This window comes from Streptomyces sp. JLSY215 (genome assembly GCF_059682825.1).
The window spans coordinates 5,653,569-5,670,476 of sequence record NZ_CM185022.1 but is presented as its reverse complement, the minus strand read 5'-3'; the positions used below and the strand labels follow the sequence as shown (position 1 = coordinate 5,670,476).

Genomic DNA, 16,908 nt, shown 5'->3' with positions numbered 1-16,908 from the left:
ATTCAACCAGTTCTGGTCGCGGCTGCGCAGTGCGCGGTCAGTGCCGGTCGGGAGTTGCGCCCGGTGCGACGGAGCCGGCGGGGGCGGCGGAGCCGATCAGCCGGCGCTTGGGCTCCAGTGGGGGAAGCGGGGGAAAGGCACGGGCGGGCTGGGTGGCGGGCCCGTCGGCCACCGGGGAGTGGTGGTACGGCGAGGCCGGGCCGGTCGCGGCCATCAGGGGCGAGAGGCCGAAACGTCCGGACGGGTCCGGGCCCAGGGGCGGGTGGTGCGGGAGCACGGCGCCGGGGGCGTAGAGGATCATGGCGCTGGGGGCCGGGGCCATGGTGGGGGCGGCGTTCCGCGGGCCGGTGCCCGTGCGGGCGTCGTCGGTCGTGAGGTATTCGCCGGTGCGGGTCAGGGAACCGCTGCCCGCCGCGGGGGTGGCGCTGAGCGGTGTGACGGCCGTGCCGCCGCCGTCGGTACGGCCACCGGGCAGGTCGACGGCCGCCTCCAGCGGGAGGGCGCCGCCGAGCGCGAAGGCCGCGAGCGAGACCGCCCCGGCCGCCGCGAAGGCGAACCGGCGGCGCTGCGGCGCGGGCCGCTCGGCCTCATGGACCCGGAAGCCGCGCTGCCGGGGCGCTGCGGCGAGGCCCGCCGCCGCGCGGTCGGCACGCCGGGCGGGGTCGCTGCCGGGGAGCGGGCCGAACGCGCCGCCGCCCCTGGCGAAGCCACCGCGTCCGAGGCCGCCGTCGCCGAGCCGGCTGCCGGGGCCGCCGGGATCGCCTCCGGGCAGCCCCTGGAGGCGCGCCAGCAGCCCCTCGGAGGGACCCGGGGGCGCCGACTGCGCGAAGACCGTCTTCAGCCGACGTTGGGCGTCGGCCTCCGCTTTGCATTTTCCGCACGTCGCAAGATGCGCGAGCACCCGCTCGCGCGCGTCATGCCCCAACTCGCCGTCGACCAGGGCCGCGAGGCGGTCGCCGAGATGCTGCTCGGCGGGGGACGGACCGCCACTGAGGCTCACGCGATCCCGACCTCCCCGGTGGAGACCACGGCCAGCGACCGCTGCTGCTTGCGCTCCTCGGCGCGCGCCGCCGGGGAGCGGTGCTTGAGCGCCTTGCGCAGATGGGAGCGGCCGCGGTGGATCCGGCTGCGGACCGTGCCGAGCTTGACGCCGAGGGTCGCGGCGATCTCCTCGTACGAGAGGCCTTCGATGTCGCACAGGACGACGGCGGCCCGGAATTCGGGCGCGAGGGTGTCCAGCGCATGCTGGACGTCGGCGTCGAAGTGGGTGTCGTCGAAGTGCTCCTGCGGCGCCGGCTCGCGGCTGGGCAGCCGCTCGGCGGCGTCGTCACCGAGCGAGTCGAAGCGGATGCGCTGGCGGCGGCGGACCATGTCCAGGAAGAGGTTGGTCGTGATGCGGTGCAGCCAGCCCTCGAAGGTGCCGGGGCTGTACGACGACAGGGAGCGGAAGACGCGGACGAAGACCTCTTGGGTGATGTCCTCGGCGTCGTGCTGATTGCCGCTGAGCCGGTAGGCGAGACGGTAGACCCGCGCACTGTGGGTGCTGACGATCTCCTCCCAGCTGGGCGGGGTCCACGCCTGCGCATCCGCGTCCTCGGCGAAGGTCGCGGTGGTTGCGGAGTCGGTGGTACGGAGACCTGCAGCAGTGTTTGTCACGGATTTCGGCTCGGTGGACGACCTTTTCCAGCGCCTTCGCGCCGTTCGGTCACCCGCCGCAGCCGCACCTCCCCTGGTGGCTCTGGTGGTGTCCAGTAGAGCCCCTACCATATCCACCTCGCCCGTTAGCTCCGGATAAGCAGATTTGACCTGCATTTGGTCCTGCTTCCGACCCTGCTTCGTGTCCTGCGCCGTCTTCACCGGTGCCTCCCCCCTGCTTTTCCCCCTGCTGTTTATTAACGCCCGGTCCCATCTGCGGGTTCCCGCACACAGCGGATACAGTCACGGTTGCGTCAACTACGGGGACAGGAGAGGGCCATTACCGGCAACCGGCAGACGAACTTGGCATTCGCCGAGGCGTACGGCGCCGGAACCCTCGACGACGGTACCGAGACCGCCCTGAGCTGGTGCCGGGCGCGGGCGCGGGAGGCCGGCATCCGTACGGTGACGACCGGTACCGGCGCGGCGCTGCGGATGCTCGCCGCCACCGCGGACGCCAAGGCGGTCGCCGAGATCGGCACCGGCACGGGCGTGTCGGGCATCTACCTCCTGCACGGCATGCGGCCGGACGGCGTACTGACCACCGTCGATCTCGAGCCGGAGCGGCAGGCCTTCGCCAAGCAGGCGTTCCGCGAGGCGGGCTTCGCCGGCAACCGCGCGCGCTTCATCCCCGGCCGCGCCCTGGACGTCCTGCCGCGTCTCGCGGACGGCGGATACGACCTCGTCCTCTGCGACGGGGATCTGATGGAGTGCCTGGAGTACCTCGCTGAATCGTTGCGTCTGCTGCGCCCCGGCGGCCTGGTGTGCTTCGCGGGCGTCTTCGCGGACGGCCGTACGGTCGATTCCTCGGTGCAGCCCGCGGAGGTGCTGCGGCTGCGGGAACTGCTGCGCGCGATACGGGAGAGCAGCGCGCTGGTGCCGTCCCTGCTGCCGGTGGGCGACGGCCTGCTCTGCGCGGTCAAGCGCGGCTGACCGGCCTGCGGGCGGGCGTCGGCGGCAACGAAACGGCCCCGGCAGGCGGCGCGCCGTAGCTGCGCGCCGCCTGCCGGGGCCGGGGTACTCGGCTGGGGGTACCGGGGTCAGCCCCGGGAAAACCGCAGCGGTTGTTCCGCCCTTGTCAGACGGTGACCTTCTCCAGCGCCTCACCCAGGGCCTTGGCCTCGTCCGGGGTCAGCTCCACGACGAGTCGCCCGCCGCCTTCGAGCGGAACGCGCATGACGATGCCCCGCCCCTCCTTGGTCACCTCGAGCGGGCCGTCACCCGTCCGCGGCTTCATGGCCGCCATGCTCGTTCCCCTTCCTGAAACCAGCTCATCGTCAGCCGACGGCCTCAATAGGCGCGTGTCACCGGCATCGAACACATTGCTTCCAGGCCATTATCCCGCATCGAACGACCCGATGACCAACATCGGGGAGCATCCCTTCTGCAACGCGCTCTGCCAAAACCACCCAATTCGGGGAGGGGGCTGCGATACTGCGCCACTTGCCGACGCCCGACGCGCCCGAGTTGTTTGATGTACGTCACATGCCGACGGCCGATGATCTCCGGCATTCTGAGCGCTGGGCTGCCACTGCCGGGCAGTCCGAGCCGCGACGGAGGGGACCCCCACTATGGCCGACACCGTGCTCTACGACGTGACCGACGGACTCGCGACGATCACCCTCAACCGCCCCGACGCGATGAACGCGATGAACACGGAGGCGAAGGTCGCGCTGCGGGACGCCCTCCAGGAGGCCGCCGCCGACCCGGCCGTCCGGGCCGTGCTGCTGACCGCCACGGGGCGCGCCTTCTGCGTCGGGCAGGACCTCAAGGAACACATCGGGCTGCTGGCCGAGGACCGGGCGAAGGGCTCGGGCAGCACCATGAACACCGTGCGCGAGCACTACAACCCGATTGTGACGGCGCTGACGGAGATGCCGAAGCCGGTGGTCGCGGGCGTCAACGGGGTCGCGGCGGGCGCGGGCGCCGGCTTCGCGCTGGCCGCCGACTACCGGGTCGTCGCCGATACGGCGTCCTTCAACACCTCTTTCGCGGGGGTGGCGCTGACCGCCGACTCCGGGATGTCCTGGACGCTGCCCCGGCTGATCGGCCATGGCCGGGCCGCCGATCTGCTGCTCTTCCCGCGCAATGTGAGCGCGCAGGAGGCCTACGACCTGGGCATCGCCAACAAGGTCGTCCCGGCGGCCGAGCTGGCAGAGGAGGCGGCGGCGGTCGCCCGGCGGCTGGCGCAGGGGCCGACCGCCGCGTATGCCGCGATCAAGGAGTCGCTGGCCTACGGGGCCGGGCACTCGCTCGCCGAGACCCTCGGCAAGGAGGACGAGCTCCAGGTGCGGGCGGGGGCGTCCGAGGACCACCTCATCGCGGTCGAGGCGTTCGTGAAGAAGGAGAAGCCGGTCTTCCTGGGGCGCTGAACGCGCCCGCCCGGCCCGGGGCCGGGCGGGCTGCCCGGCTCAGCCGGCCGCCGCCTCCACCTTCTGCCGGACATGGCAGTCCGCCAGATGGTCGTTGACCAGACCGCACGCCTGCATCATGGCGTACGCGGTCGTCGGGCCGACGAAGCGGAAGCCGCGCTTCTTGAGGTCCTTGGCGAGCGCCGTCGACTCCGGGGTCACCGGCTGCAGATCGCTGACGGTGCGCGGCACCGGGCGGCCGGCCCGGTCGGGGGCGTAGGACCAGATGAGGGCGTCGAGCTCGCCGGGGGCCAGCCCCGCGGCGACCTTGGCGTTGTTGACCGTCGCGGCGATCTTGAGGCGGTTGCGGATGATGCCGGGGTCGGCCAGCAGCCGCTCGGTGTCCGCGTCGGTGAACCGCGCGACCGCCGCGATCCTGAAGTCGGCGAACGCGGCCCGGAACCCGGGGCGGCGGCGCAGGATCGTGATCCAGGACAGCCCGGACTGGAACGCCTCCAGGCTCATCCGCTCGAAGAGCGCGTCGTCCCCATGGACCGGCAGGCCCCATTCGGTGTCGTGGTACTCGCGGTAGTCGGCCATCTTCTCCGACTCCATCCCCCACGGACAGCGCGGGACGCCGTCCGGAGCCGTCACCACGCCGCTCATGCCGATACCTCGCTCCGCTCGGCCCCGCATTCGCGGAGCGCGCACCTCTGCACGATTCGCTCGCTGCGCTCGCTCATGCCCGGCCCTCGCCTTCTTCGTCGTCGGAGTCCGCAGCGGCGTCCGGGGCCCCGCCGCCGGCCCGGGTGCCCTGCGCGTCCTTCGCGGGGCCGGCTCCGGTGTCCCGTATCAGCCCGGCTCCGCCCATCGCGGCGGCGTGCGCCCCGGCCAGCGCCGCCTCCAGCTCGGCGATCCGGGCGTCCCGCTCGGCCAGCTCGGCGCCGAGCCGGTCCAGGGCGTCGTCGACGTCGTCCATCCGGTATCCGCGGACGGTCACCGGGAAGCGGACGGCCTCCACATCGGCGCGCGCGAGGGGGCGGTCCGCGGGCAGCGGATCGGACAGCCGGTCGGGCTCGGCGTCGCGCAGGCCGCCTCCCGCATCGGCGTCGCCCCCGCCCACGACGACGAGGGTGACCGCGGCCACCACCACGACCATCGCGATCAGCAAGAACCAGAACACGACCAACTCCCCGGACTTGTGCCTGCACTGATCGTGCCATGCGGGTCTGACAGTTAGGGTCGCTCCCGGACCACGGAGAGGGAGTACGGGAATGCTGCGGCTGGGAAATCGCGAGTTCGGTGCGCATGAGCCGGTGATCATGGCCATCGTCAACAGGACCCCGGACTCCTTCTACGACCAGGGGGCCACGTTCCGCGACGAGCCCGCGCTCGCCCGGGTGGAGCAGGCGGTGGCCGACGGCGCCGCGATCATCGACATCGGCGGCGTCAAGGCAGGTCCCGGCGAGGAGGTGAGCGCCGAGGAGGAGGCGCGCCGTACGGTCGGGTTCGTGGCCGAGGTGCGCAAGCGCTTCCCCGACGTGGTGATCAGCGTCGACACCTGGCGGCACGAGGTCGCCGAGGCGGTCTGCGAGGCCGGTGCGGATCTGCTCAACGACGCCTGGGGCGGCGTGGATCCGGCGCTCGCCGAGGTCGCGGCGCGTTACCGCGTCGGCCTGGTGTGCACCCACGCGGGCGGCGCCGAGCCGCGTACCCGCCCGCACCGGGTGACGTACGACGATGTGATGGCCGACATCCTGCGGGTGACGCTGGGGCTGGCGGAGCGGGCCGTGGAGCTGGGCGTACCGCGCGACGGGATCCTGATCGATCCCGGGCACGACTTCGGCAAGAACACCCGGCACAGCCTCGAGGCGACCCGCCGTCTGGGCGAGATGACGGAGACCGGCTGGCCGGTGCTGGTCTCGCTCTCCAACAAGGACTTCGTCGGCGAGACCCTCGACAAGCCGGTCAAGGAGCGGGTGCTGGGCACCCTGGCGACCACCGCCGTCTCGGCCTGGCTGGGTGCCCAGGTCTACCGGGTCCATGAGGTCGCCGAGACCCGGCAGGTGCTGGACATGGTGGCCTCCCTCGCGGGCCACCGGCCCCCGGCGGTCGCCCGTCGGGGGCTGGCGTAGCGCACGGGGCCCCGCGCGTCCGGGGCCCAGGGGGTGCCTCCCCCTAGATCCCGGCCTCCTTGGTCACGAGCGCGATGGCCTCGTCCACGTCGTCGCTGACGTGGAAGAGCTCCAGGTCCTGCGCGGAGGCCTTGCCCTGGGCGATGAGGGTGCCGCGCAGCCAGTCGATCAGCCCGCTCCAGTAGGCCGACCCGAACAGCACGATCGGGAAGCGGGTGACCTTGCGCGTCTGGACGAGGGTGAGCGCCTCGAAGAGCTCGTCCAGGGTGCCCAGCCCGCCGGGGAGCACCACGAACCCGCGGGCGTACTTCACGAAGCACGTCTTGCGGACGAAGAAGTAGCGGAAGTCGACGCCGAGGTTCACGTACGGGTTCATGCCCTGCTCGAAGGGCAGCTCGATCCCGAGGCCCACGGAGACGCCGCCGGCCTCGCTGGCGCCCTTGTTGGCGGCCTCCATGGCGCCGGGCCCGCCGCCGGTGATCACCGCGAAACCGGCCTTCACCAGGGCCGCGCCGATGCGCACCGCGGCGTCGTACTCGGCGGAGTCCTGGGGCGTCCGGGCGGAGCCGAAGACGCTGACGGCCGGGCCCAGCTCGGCCAGCGCGCCGAAGCCCTCCACGAACTCCGACTGGATGCGCATCACACGCCAGGGGTCGGTGTGCACCCACTCGGAGGGCCCTTCGGAGTCCAGCAGCCGCTGGTCCGTCGTGCCCGGCTGCACCTGGTCGTGGCGGCGCAGTACGGGACCCAGCCGCTGCTCCTCGGGGGTCGGTGCTCCCTCGGGGTTGGCCATGACGTGCTCCCTCCGCTGACAGATCGTTGCCGCTTCAGCGTAGATCCACGGACGTGACGCGAAGGGGAATTCGGCTCGTATACGGGCCGGCGGCGGGCTGTCGGGGGTGGCTCTAGCTGGTCAGCCAGCTGCGCAGCCGCTCCTCGCAGTGCAGGATCCGCTCGACCTCGACCCGCTCGTCCTTCTTGTGCGCGAGCAGGGGGGCGCCGGGGCCGTAGTTGACGGCGGGGACGCCGAGCGCGCTGAAGCGGGAGACGTCGGTCCAGCCGAACTTGGGCATCGCACTGCCGCCGACGGCCTCCATGAAGGCCTTGGCCGCCGGGTGGGACAGACCGGGCAGCGCCCCCGGGGAGTGGTCGTCGACGAGGAACTCGTCCACCGGGCAGTCCGCGAAGACCTCCCGGACGTGGGCCAGCGCCTGCTCGGGGGTGCGGTCGGGCGCGTAGCGGAAGTTGACGGTGACCGTGCAGGCGTCGGGGATGACGTTGTTGGCGACGCCGCCCTCGATGCGGACGGCGTTGAGGCCCTCGCGGTATTCGAGGCCGTCGATGACCGGGCGGCGGGGTTCGTACGCGGCGAGCTTGTCCAGGATGGGCGCGGCGGCGTGGACGGCGTTGGCGCCCATCCAGCTGCGCGCGGAGTGGGCGCGCTCACCGGTGGTGCGCAGCAGCACGCGCAGGGTGCCCTGGCAGCCGCCCTCCACCTGGCCGTCGGAGGGCTCCAGGAGGACGGCGAAGTCGCCCACGAGCCAGTCGGGGTGGGCTTCGGCGACCTTGCCCAGGCCGTTGAGGTGGGCGGCGACCTCTTCCTGGTCGTAGAAGACGAAGGTCAGGTCGCGGTTGGGCTCCGGGACGGTGGCGGCCATCCGCAGCTGGACGGCGACCCCGGACTTCATGTCGCAGGTGCCGCAGCCCCACAGGACGCCGTTCTCGTCGAGCCGGGAGGGGACATTGTCGGCGATCGGCACGGTGTCGAGGTGTCCGGCGAGCACCACCCGCTCGGCGCGGCCCAGGTTCGTGCGGGCCACGACGTTGTTACCGTACCGGTCGACGGTCAGGTGCTCCAGGCCGCGCAGGGCGTGCTCGACGGCGTCGGCGAGGTCCTTCTCGTCGCCGCTGACCGACGGGAAGTCGACGAGCTGCGCGGTGAGCCGGGCGGCGTCGAGCGAGAGGTCGAGGGCCGGGCGGTGTGCGGAGTGCTCCATGGGGCCGACCCTATCGGGAGCACTCCAGTACGGTGGGGCCGTGTCCGCCCAGCCCAAAGCCCTCGTCCCCCGTAAGCGCCGCTGGCGTATCGCCTCGGCCGTCGCCGTACTGATCGGGCTGGTCGTCTATCTGGTCGTGCAGTACGTCACGGGCGGTCCCGGTGCGCCGCAGTGCGTGGTGCAGGCCGAGGGCGACGACAAGCCGTACGAGCTGACCCCCGAGCAGGCGGCGAACGCCGCGACGATCGCGGCGGTGGCGTCCTCGCGGGGGCTGCCGGAGCGGGCGGTGACGATCGCGCTGGCGACCGCCATGCAGGAGTCGGGGCTGCGCAACATCGACTTCGGCGACCGGGACTCGGTCGGTCTCTTCCAGCAGCGGCCGTCGCAGGACTGGGGCACGGTCAAGCAGATCATGGACCCGGTCTATTCGGCCGGGGAGTTCTACACGCATCTGGCGAAGGTGCCCGGCTACTCCCGGCTGCCGCTGACCGCCGCCGCGCAGAAGGTGCAGCGCAGCGGCTATCCGCAGGCGTACGCGAAGCACGAGGCGAACGCCGCGCGGCTCACCGGGGCGCTGACCGGCCGCGATCATGCGGCGCTGGTGTGCAGCCAGAGCCGCCCGGTGGACGGGAAGACCGGCGGCGTCGCGAAGGTGCGGGAGAAGCTGGTGCGGGAGTTCGGGCCCGAGGTGCTGCCGCGGACGGACGGCGCCGGGGGCCGGTCGGCGGCCGGTGTGCGCAGCATGACGGTGCCGGTGCAGCGGGACGGGGCGCCGGCCGGCGACGACCCCGTGCGGCGCGGCTGGGAGCTGGCCGCCTGGGCGATGGCGCACTCCGCGGAGCTGCGTATCGAACAGATCTCTTATGCCGGGCGTATGTGGTCGGCGGCCGATTCGGGGAAGGGCTGGCAGAAGCGGCCGGAGGCTTCCGGTGCGGGCGCCGACGGCGTTCGCCTCGTCACCGCGCAATAGTCCGCCGGGTCACCCGAAAGAGGAGTGGCCGCCAATTCCCTTCGATGAAGCGGGAGTTGTTCGGCCGGGCGTCGCCCGTGACGGCAATTTCCTTGTGGCGCAAGGGCCGTGACGTTTCCGCATGCCCGCGAGCGGTGGACGGATTGCCCCTCTTCGTCCGCGGCCGATTATGTGACGCGTTACCAACTCTTTACCTGCGTTCACCGCAACCTTCCAGGGCCTGACGCGGTAGTCACTGCGTCCGCCCGGCGGACATGGCACATCTGTCAGAAGTACCAGTCCCTCTCCGTAAAAGGAGCACCATGTCCCTCCCCGTTTCGCGTCGGATCGCCCGAGCCGCCCTGCTCGTTGCCGCAGGTGCCGCTCCCGTGGTGGCGGCGGCCGGCTCCGCCGAGGCCGCGACCCTGCCCAAGGCACCCGACATGGGCGGACTGACCACCCTGGACTCCGCGAGCGCCGGCCAGGTCCTGGACAGCACGGCGAAGACCGGCGTCGGCCTGGTCAGCGAGGTCGGCAAGCAGACCGCCACGAACCTCGCCCCGTCGCTGGTCAAGGCCGCCACCCCGGTGGCCGCCAAGGCCGTGCCGCTCGCGCAGTCCAGCGCCCAGAAGGCCAAGGGTGTCGCCCGCGGGGTCGCCAAGAAGGGCGTCGCGGCCGACACGCTGGCCCCCGAAGCGGCCCGCGGTGCGCTCGCCCACACGCACGGCCTGATCGGTGGCATGCCGATCGGCGGCTGACGCCTTCGCGCCACGCGCCGGGGCCCGGGGAGAGTGGATCTCCCCGGGCCCCGGCGCGTTGTCGTCCTCGGGCGCGCCTCACTCCGCCAGGCGGCGCACCGCGGCGTCCACCCGCTCGTCGGTGGCGGTGAAGGCGATCCGTACGAACCGCTCGCCCGCGGGCCCGTAGAACTCGCCGGGGGCCACCAGGATGCCGCGCTTGGCGAGGTCGCCGACGGTGTCCCAGCAGGGCTCGTCGCGGGTCGCCCAGAGGTAGAGCGAGGCCTCGCTGTGCTCGATACGGAATCCGGCCGCCTCGAAGGCGGTGCGCAGCGCGGCGCGGCGGCGGGCGTAGCGCGCACGCTGCTCGGTGACGTGGACGGTGTCGCCCAGCGCGGCGACGGTGGCGGCCTGGACGGGCGCGGCGACCATCATGCCGCCGTGCTTGCGGATCTGCAGCAGCTCGCCCAGGACGGCGGCGTCACCGGCCAGGAAGGCCGCGCGGTAGCCCGCCAGGTTGGAGCGCTTGGAGAGGGAGTGGACGGCGACGATGCCGTCGTAGGAGCCGCCGCAGATGTCCGGGTGCAGCACGGAGACCGGGTCGGCCTCCCAGCCCAGCTCCAGGTAGCACTCGTCGCTGAAGATCAGCACGCCGTGTTCGCGGGCCCAGGCGACGGTGCGCCGCAGCTCGTCGGCGGTCAGGACGCGGCCGGTGGGGTTGGAGGGGGAGTTGAGCCAGAGCAGCTTCAGCCCGGCCGGGTCCAGGTCGGTCGGCTCGTCGTAGGCGACGGGCTCGGCGCCGGCCAGCCGGGCGCCGACCTCGTACGTCGGGTAGGCCAGGCGCGGGTAGGCGACCTTGTCGCCGGCGCCCAGGCCCAGCTGGGTCGGCAGCCAGGCCACCAGCTCCTTCGAGCCGACGACCGGCAGCACATTGGTGTGCTCCAGGCCGCGGGCGCCCAGGCGCTCGGCGGCCCAGCCGGTGAGCGCGTCACGCAGCGCGGCCGTGCCCCACACCGTCGGATAGCCGTGGCTGTTCGCCGCGTCGGTCAGGGCCTGCTGGATCACCGCGGGCACGGGGTCGACCGGGGTGCCGACCGACAGGTCGACGATGCCGTCGGCGTGCGCGGCGGCGGTGGTCTTGTACGGCTCCAGCCGGTCCCAGGGGAAGACAGGGAGGCGGGATGAGACTGCGCCCACTATCGGTGCTCACTTTCTCGGGCGGGGTGACGCGGGCCGCGGCGTGAAACGCCTCGGTCCCGTACGGCATCAGGGCCGTACGGGACCGGGCGGCGCCGTGCGACCGCTGTCGACCTCGGAGGCGGGAGGGAGCGGACGGGCGCCCTCCCGGTCCCCCGGGGGTGTTACTGGTTCTGCGGCGGCAGCTCTGCGATGAAGGGGTGGTCGCGCTCGATCAGGCCGAGCTTGCTGGCGCCACCGGGCGAACCGAGCTCGTCGAAGAACTCCACATTCGCCTTGTAGTAGTCCTTCCACTCTTCCGGAGTGTCGTCCTCGTAGAAAATCGCCTCGACGGGGCACACCGGCTCACACGCACCACAGTCGACACATTCGTCCGGGTGGATGTACAAGGACCGGGAACCCTCGTAGATGCAGTCGACGGGGCACTCCTCGATGCATGCCTTGTCCTTGACGTCGACACAAGGCTGCGCGATGACGTAGGTCACGCTGTCGTTCCTCCTCAGTAGGGCCGGCGGTCCGATAGGCAGTACCGCCGCTGGGCGCGCGGGAGCGCGGCGTCGTCGATGCCCGCCACCTAGTATCTCCGTTCCCGGGCAGGAGACGAACAAGAGGGGCGGGAAGAGCGATGGAATTCATGGCCGGCGGTCGCGCGGAAGTCCGGATCACCCTTGCTGACGTGGGGAAAAGGGTATCCGTTCGGCGTCTGACCGGAGGCGGTCAGGGGGAGGCCGCGTTCACGGACGCGGTCGGCGTTCTCACATCCTGGGATGCCGGTGTGCTGAGCATCACACGGCGCAACGGCGAGACGGTGCGGATCGACGAGGCGTCGCTGGTGGCGGGCAAGGTCGTGCCCGCGGCTCCGGCGCGGCGGAAGGTTCCGGCCGCCTCCGTCCGCGAGCTCCAGACCGTGGCGGCCCGCGGCTGGCCCGCCCTGGAGACGGAGGCTCTCGGGGAGTGGACGCTGCGCGCATCCGGCGGCTTCACCCGGCGGGCCAACTCCGTCCTGCCCCTCGGCGACCCCGGTCTCCCCCTGGACGCGGCGCTGGAGCGGATCGGCCGGTGGTACGGGGCGCGCGGGCTGCCGCCGGTGATCGTGGTCCCCACCGGGCGGGCGGACGGTGCCGACGCGCTCGCCGCGGAGCTGGACCGGCGCGACTGGGCCGCCGAGCGGCACACCCGATTCCGGATCTCCGCGCTGGCGCCGCTCGCCGACACTCCCGCCGCGGAGGCCGCCTCCCGCGTCGCCCTGTCCCGGGAGCCGGGCGCGCAGTGGCTGGCCCTCTACAACCGCACCGGGGACAGCGGCGGGCCCTCCGCGGACGCGCTGAAGGTGTTGACCGGCGGGCCCTCGGTGTGGTTCGCGACGGTGCCGGCGGCGGACGGCGGCACGGCGGCGATCGGCCGGGTCGTGATCGACGGCCGCTGGGCGGGCTTCGCGGCCATAGAGGTGGCCGCGGCGCACCGGCGCCAGGGGCTGGCGACGCAGGTGATGGCGGCGCTCGCCGAACGGGCTCTCCAGGAGGGCGCCTCGGCCGCGTATCTCCAGGTCGAGGCGGACAACGACGAGGCCGGTGCGCTCTACGACCGGCTCGGGTTCACCGACCACCACGGCTACCACTACCGGCGCGCCCTGCCCGGCGCCGCGGGCTGAACGGGTATCCCTGCCATGGCCAAGGAACCGGAGGCGGACGGCGCCCGCGCCGCGCGGCGGCAGCAGTTCGCCGAGGCCGCCCGTGCCCAGAGGCCCGACCTCGCCCTGCTGTGCCTGCTGATCGCCGCGGAGGCCGACCCGGCGCTGGACGAGGCGGGCATCGACGAGGCCCAGATCGAACTGGACCGGCTGGCCGGACTGCTCCCCTATTCCCCTTCGGGCGGCCCCGGCGCCTGGGCCCGTAATCTCGCCGAGCTGCTCGGCACCCGGTGCGGCTTCGGCGGCTCGCCCGCCGATTACCGGCGGCTGGAATCGTCGCTGCTGCACGAGGTGCTGCGGCGCCGCCGGGGCCTGCCGATCCTGCTGTCGGTGGTGTGGACGGAGGTCGCGCGGCGGGCCGGGGCGCCGGTGTACGGGGTGGCGCTGCCGGGGCATTTCGTCGTCGGCTTCGGCGACCCCTACGGGGCGCATGTGCTGGTGGACCCGTTCACGGGCGGGCGGCCGCTCGGCGAGGCGGACGCGGCGCTGTTGGTACGGGGTGCCACCGGCGAGGAGCTGACCGAGCGGATGCTCACGCCCGCCGATCCGCTGGAGATCGTGCTGCGGATCCTCAACAACATCCGGGCCTGGGCGCAGGCCCGCCCCGAGCACAGCGCCGTACAGCTGTGGGCGCTGGACCTGTCGCTGCTGCTGCCCAGCCATCCGGCGCGGCTGCGCCATGAGCGGGCCCAACTGCTCGTCCAGCGCGGGGAGTTCACGGCGGGGGCGGAGGAGCTGGAGGAGTACGCCCGGGTGGTGGAAGCGCTCGATCCGGCGGCGGCGACCGCGCTCCGACGGCAGGCCGCGGCGGCCCGCGCGATGCTCAACTGACGCCTCGGACGGGTGCATCGAGCCGCCGGACGCCGCCTAGGCCGCCCTGGCCTGGCGTCGGTAGCCGCCCGGGGCCAGGCCGTACTCCCGCTTGAAGGCCTTGGCGAAGGCGAACTCCGAGCCGTATCCGGTGCGGGTGGCGACCGTCGACAGCGGGGCGTCGGACTCGCGCAGCAGACGGGCGGCGGTCGTCATGCGCCAGCGGGTCAGATAGGCCATCGGCGGTTCGCCCACCAGCGAGGTGAAGCGCCGGGCGAAGGCGGCGCGGGAGAGCCCGGCCCGTTCGGCCAGCGCCTCGACCGTCCACTGGACCGAGGGGTCGTCGTGCAGGGCCGTCAGGGCGGGCGCCACCGCCGGGTCACCCAGGGCCGCCGCCCAGCCCCGGGCGGCGGCCGGGGGCTGATCGTCCAGCCAGGCCCGCAGGATGTAGAGGAGCAGCGAGTCGATCAGGCTGGGGACGATGCCGTCCGAGCCGATGCGGGGGTTCTCCAGCTCGGAGCCGAGGAGCTGGACGGCGGCGCTCAGCTCCGGATGGCGGCCGTGCCGCGTCGGCAGGTGGATCACCTCGGGCAGCTGGCGCACCAGGGGGTGCGGGCAGCCCTGGTCCAGGTGGTAGTTGCCGCAGAGCAGGCTGGTCTCGGGGCCCTCGCCGCCGATGGTGACGGAGCCGATCGGGGATCCCCCGTGGAACTCCTCGTCCGTGGGCTCCTCGGCCGGGGTGGAGGGGTGGTCGGCGAGGATGTGGCTCTGCCCGTCGCGCAGGAAGACCACGTCGCCGGGGCTCAGCGGGATCGGCTCCGGATGCGGTGACGCATCGCTGAGGGGGATCAGCCAGCAGGTCCCGTACAGCACGACATGGAAGCCGGCGCCGGCGACCGGCGGCAGCCGCAGGCCCCAGGGGGCGCGGCCGTTGGTCCGTACGGACGCCGGGTGTCCCGTGCGCATCGAGGCCAGCGCCTCGCTGAGGATGTCCATCCGGCCTCGCCTCCCTGGTGCGGCCCGTCGGGGTCAGACCGTCAGGACAATCTTGCCCTGTACGTGCCCCGAGGCGATCCGCTCATGTGCCTTGCCGGCCTCCTCCAGCGGGAACGTCTCCTCGACGTACGGGCGGATCAGGCCCGCGTCGATCAGCTCGGTGATCGCTTCGAGCGCGGCGTAGTCCGGCTCGACCGAGATGCCGGCGAAGCGCCGTCCGGCCGCCTCGACGCGCGCGGCGAGCTCCGGGTTGCCGTGTTCCAGGATGCTGATGAGCACGCCGCCGGGGCGCAGCACCCCGAGCGAGAGATCGCCCTGGGCCATGGAGTCGAGGACCACGTCGACGTCCTTGACGGTCTCGGTGAAGTCGGTGGTGCGGTAGTCGATGACCTCGTCGGCGCCGAGGCCGCGGACGAAGTCGTGCCGGGCCGCGCTGGCGATGGCGATCACATGGGCGCCGCGGGCCTTCGCGATCTGCACCGCGAAGTGGCCGACGCCGCCGGCCGCCCGCTGGATCAGGACCCGGTCGCCCTCCTTGACGCCCGCCGCCTGCACCAGGCCCTGCCAGGCCGTGAGCGCCGCGAGGGGGACGGCGGCGGCGTGCACGTGGTCGAGCGAGGCGGGCTTACGGGCCACCTGGCGGGAGGGGACGGCGACGTACTCGGCGTAGCCGTTGGCGGCGCGGGGGAAGAACGGCATCCCGTACACCTCGTCGCCGACCGCGAATCTGGCGCCGGGGCCGGCCTCCTCGACCACCCCGGAGATGTCCCAGCCCACGCCGAACGGCGGCTCGCCGAGCAGCGGGAGGGCGCCGGACCTGACGGCCACGTCCACCGGGTTGACGGCGCTGGCGTGGACCTTGACGAGGACCTCGCCGGACAGCGGCTTCGGCCGCTCGGTCTCCACGACCTCGAGGACCTCGGGGCCGCCGAAGGACTTCTGGATCACTGCACGCACGGTAACTCTCCCTGGGTTTCGTCCGGTTGCTGTCCGGCTCGGTGGGCTGCTCGGTGAGCTGCTTGATGTCTTCAACCCTAGGGAGATCGAATGAGCCGCAGAATAGCCTTCCGTCTCGGCTACATGTCCCAGCGTCTTGCAGAGGGGCACTCTCGGCCATACGTGTCCTGCCATACGCGTCCTACAGGCCTCTCAGGCACCTCGGGCCTGTTGGACCCCTCGGGCCTATTGGACCCCTCAGGCCCTTAGACCCCCGGTCTCAGGCCGATGCCTGCCCGGTGCGGGACACGATCAGCGCCGTGGCATCGTCCTTGAGATCGCCGCCGGTGAAGTCCTCCAGGTCGGCGCGCAGCGTGCGGGCCAGTTCCGCGGGGGACAGCCGGGTCCAGGCGGCCAGCCGCTCACGCAGGGGGTAGAAGGCACCGTCCGCGCCGCGGGCCTCGGTCACCCCGTCGGTGCACAGCACGACCCAGTCGTCGTGCCGGGGGCGGACGCGCACGCTGCGGCGCGGCTCGCCGCCCAGCGTGCCCAGGCCCAGCGGCAGCCCGCCCTCGCCGTCGCTGCGCTCGTACACCAGCCCGTCGCGCACCAGGTAGTACGGGATATGGCCGCAGGAGAGCACCCGGCCCTCGTCCGGCCCGCGCACCTCCATCAGCAGCGCCGTCACGAAACGCTCGTCGGTGCCCTGCTCGGCGGAGCGGGTGTTGTAGCGGGTCAGCGCCTGTTCCATGCGCCCGGCGACGGACTCCAGCGAGTCCTGGTACTGGGCGGCCTCCCGGAACGAGGCGAGCACCTCCAGGCCCGCGCCGATGGCCGGCATGCCCTTGCCCTGGACGTCGCCGATCATCAGCCGCAGCCCGTGCCGGGTGTCGACGGCCTCGAAGATGTCGCCGCCGACGCGGGCACCCTCCTGGGCGGAGACATAGAAGCCGTGCGCCTCGACGGACCCGGCGCGCAGCGGCAGCTCGCGCAGGACGGCGCGCTGCACCGTGTCGGCGACCAGGCTTGTACGGGCGTGCAGCGCCTCGCGCTCCAGCCTCGTGCGGCACAGCACCAGTGCGAAGACGGCCACCAGGACCGCGCCGAAGACCCCGACGACCCGGCTGGCCGGGGCCCAGTCGGGCACGGTCAGGATGTCGACGTACGTCAGGCACCCGACGTAGACCGCCGCCACCACCACCGTCCAGCGGTACGAGCAGCGGAGCGCGGCCACCAGCGGGGCGATGCCCATGAACGAGGAGATGTGCAGCTCCGGGCCGGTCGTCGCGTCCACTGCCACGACGACCGCGATGGCGAGGATCAGCAGGAGGGCGGCCCGGCGGCCGCTCTCCGGTGGGCGGGTGTGGGGCATAACAGTTCAAGACTGCGGGACGGGGGGCGGCGGTGCACAGGGA

The 16,908-nt window shown here is 72.8% G+C and carries 19 protein-coding genes; 7 read left to right on the top strand and 12 right to left on the bottom strand.

Annotated elements, in window-relative coordinates:
- Positions 1-37: 37 nt before the first annotated feature.
- Complete coding sequence (locus AC5677_RS25495; RefSeq protein ID WP_497190251.1) at positions 38-1,000, bottom strand: zf-HC2 domain-containing protein; 963 nt, start codon at positions 998-1,000, stop codon at positions 38-40.
- Positions 997-1,767 carry an RNA polymerase sigma factor SigE gene (sigE, locus tag AC5677_RS25490; protein ID WP_497196753.1) on the bottom strand — a complete coding sequence of 257 codons (771 nt, stop codon included), beginning with the start codon at positions 1,765-1,767 and terminating at the stop codon, positions 997-999. Before sigE ends, AC5677_RS25495 begins: the two co-directional genes overlap by 4 nt.
- Before the next feature lie 177 nt (positions 1,768-1,944).
- Between sigE and AC5677_RS25485 the strand changes: the two genes are divergently transcribed.
- The gene (locus AC5677_RS25485; protein WP_497190250.1) at positions 1,945-2,628 is read left to right on the top strand and encodes an O-methyltransferase; all 684 of its coding nucleotides are present in this window, start codon (positions 1,945-1,947) and stop codon (positions 2,626-2,628) included.
- 145 nt (positions 2,629-2,773) lie between these two features.
- Here the strand turns inward: AC5677_RS25485 and AC5677_RS25480 are convergent, their stop codons facing one another.
- The gene (locus tag AC5677_RS25480) at positions 2,774-2,941 is read right to left on the bottom strand and encodes a DUF3117 domain-containing protein (protein ID WP_003985072.1); all 168 of its coding nucleotides are present in this window, start codon (positions 2,939-2,941) and stop codon (positions 2,774-2,776) included.
- A 325-nt stretch (positions 2,942-3,266) separates the two neighbouring features.
- Between AC5677_RS25480 and chcB the strand changes: the two genes are divergently transcribed.
- A complete protein-coding gene (gene chcB, locus AC5677_RS25475) occupies positions 3,267-4,067 on the top strand; it encodes a 2-cyclohexenylcarbonyl CoA isomerase (protein WP_497190249.1) in 801 nt (266 codons plus the stop codon).
- Positions 4,068-4,106: 39 nt separating this feature from the next.
- Here the strand turns inward: chcB and AC5677_RS25470 are convergent, their stop codons facing one another.
- Complete coding sequence (locus AC5677_RS25470; protein WP_497190248.1) at positions 4,107-4,712, bottom strand: DNA-3-methyladenine glycosylase I; 606 nt, start codon at positions 4,710-4,712, stop codon at positions 4,107-4,109.
- Between the two features lie 73 nt (positions 4,713-4,785).
- Positions 4,786-5,229, bottom strand: a complete 444-nt coding sequence (locus tag AC5677_RS25465; RefSeq protein ID WP_497190247.1) for a DivIVA domain-containing protein — start codon at positions 5,227-5,229, stop codon at positions 4,786-4,788.
- Between the two features lie 91 nt (positions 5,230-5,320).
- Between AC5677_RS25465 and folP the strand changes: the two genes are divergently transcribed.
- Entirely contained in the window at positions 5,321-6,181 is an 861-nt protein-coding gene (gene folP, locus AC5677_RS25460; protein ID WP_497190246.1) for a dihydropteroate synthase, read from the top strand.
- Between the two features lie 43 nt (positions 6,182-6,224).
- On the opposite strand, the gene AC5677_RS25455 is transcribed toward folP, so the two are convergent.
- Together AC5677_RS25455 and dapE are read right to left on the bottom strand one after the other, a co-directional pair.
- Complete coding sequence (locus AC5677_RS25455; protein WP_497190245.1) at positions 6,225-6,974, bottom strand: LOG family protein; 750 nt, start codon at positions 6,972-6,974, stop codon at positions 6,225-6,227.
- A 112-nt stretch (positions 6,975-7,086) separates the two neighbouring features.
- Complete coding sequence (dapE, locus tag AC5677_RS25450) at positions 7,087-8,178, bottom strand: succinyl-diaminopimelate desuccinylase (protein WP_497190244.1); 1,092 nt, start codon at positions 8,176-8,178, stop codon at positions 7,087-7,089.
- Positions 8,179-8,218: 40 nt separating this feature from the next.
- Here dapE and AC5677_RS25445 point away from each other — a divergent pair, with 40 nt between their 5' ends.
- A complete protein-coding gene (locus tag AC5677_RS25445; protein WP_497190243.1) occupies positions 8,219-9,148 on the top strand; it encodes a VldE C-terminal domain-containing protein in 930 nt (309 codons plus the stop codon).
- Positions 9,149-9,450: 302 nt separating this feature from the next.
- Entirely contained in the window at positions 9,451-9,885 is a 435-nt protein-coding gene (locus AC5677_RS25440) for an ATP-binding protein (protein ID WP_497190242.1), read from the top strand.
- A gap of 78 nt (positions 9,886-9,963) precedes the next feature.
- Here AC5677_RS25440 and dapC read toward each other — a convergent pair whose 3' ends face one another.
- On the bottom strand, positions 9,964-11,061 hold the full coding sequence (gene dapC / locus AC5677_RS25435) for a succinyldiaminopimelate transaminase (RefSeq protein ID WP_497190241.1): 1,098 nt from the start codon (positions 11,059-11,061) through the stop codon (positions 9,964-9,966).
- Positions 11,062-11,225: 164 nt separating this feature from the next.
- On the bottom strand, positions 11,226-11,546 hold the full coding sequence (gene fdxA, locus AC5677_RS25430; protein WP_033319951.1) for a ferredoxin: 321 nt from the start codon (positions 11,544-11,546) through the stop codon (positions 11,226-11,228).
- Between the two features lie 140 nt (positions 11,547-11,686).
- Between fdxA and AC5677_RS25425 the strand changes: the two genes are divergently transcribed.
- Positions 11,687-12,712 (top strand): GNAT family N-acetyltransferase, encoded by a 1,026-nt coding sequence (locus tag AC5677_RS25425; RefSeq protein ID WP_497190240.1) that lies wholly within the window; start codon positions 11,687-11,689, stop codon positions 12,710-12,712.
- A gap of 15 nt (positions 12,713-12,727) precedes the next feature.
- Complete coding sequence (locus tag AC5677_RS25420; RefSeq protein WP_497190239.1) at positions 12,728-13,582, top strand: transglutaminase-like domain-containing protein; 855 nt, start codon at positions 12,728-12,730, stop codon at positions 13,580-13,582.
- Positions 13,583-13,618: 36 nt separating this feature from the next.
- Here AC5677_RS25420 and AC5677_RS25415 read toward each other — a convergent pair whose 3' ends face one another.
- The 3 genes from AC5677_RS25415 to AC5677_RS25405 all read right to left on the bottom strand — a co-directional run bounded on the left by AC5677_RS25415 (position 13,619) and on the right by AC5677_RS25405 (position 16,865).
- Positions 13,619-14,557 (bottom strand): AraC family transcriptional regulator, encoded by a 939-nt coding sequence (locus AC5677_RS25415; protein ID WP_497190238.1) that lies wholly within the window; start codon positions 14,555-14,557, stop codon positions 13,619-13,621.
- 33 nt (positions 14,558-14,590) lie between these two features.
- A complete protein-coding gene (locus AC5677_RS25410; RefSeq protein ID WP_497190237.1) occupies positions 14,591-15,514 on the bottom strand; it encodes an NADP-dependent oxidoreductase in 924 nt (307 codons plus the stop codon).
- Between the two features lie 259 nt (positions 15,515-15,773).
- Positions 15,774-16,865 (bottom strand): PP2C family protein-serine/threonine phosphatase, encoded by a 1,092-nt coding sequence (locus AC5677_RS25405; RefSeq protein WP_497190236.1) that lies wholly within the window; start codon positions 16,863-16,865, stop codon positions 15,774-15,776.
- Positions 16,866-16,908 lie beyond the last annotated feature (43 nt).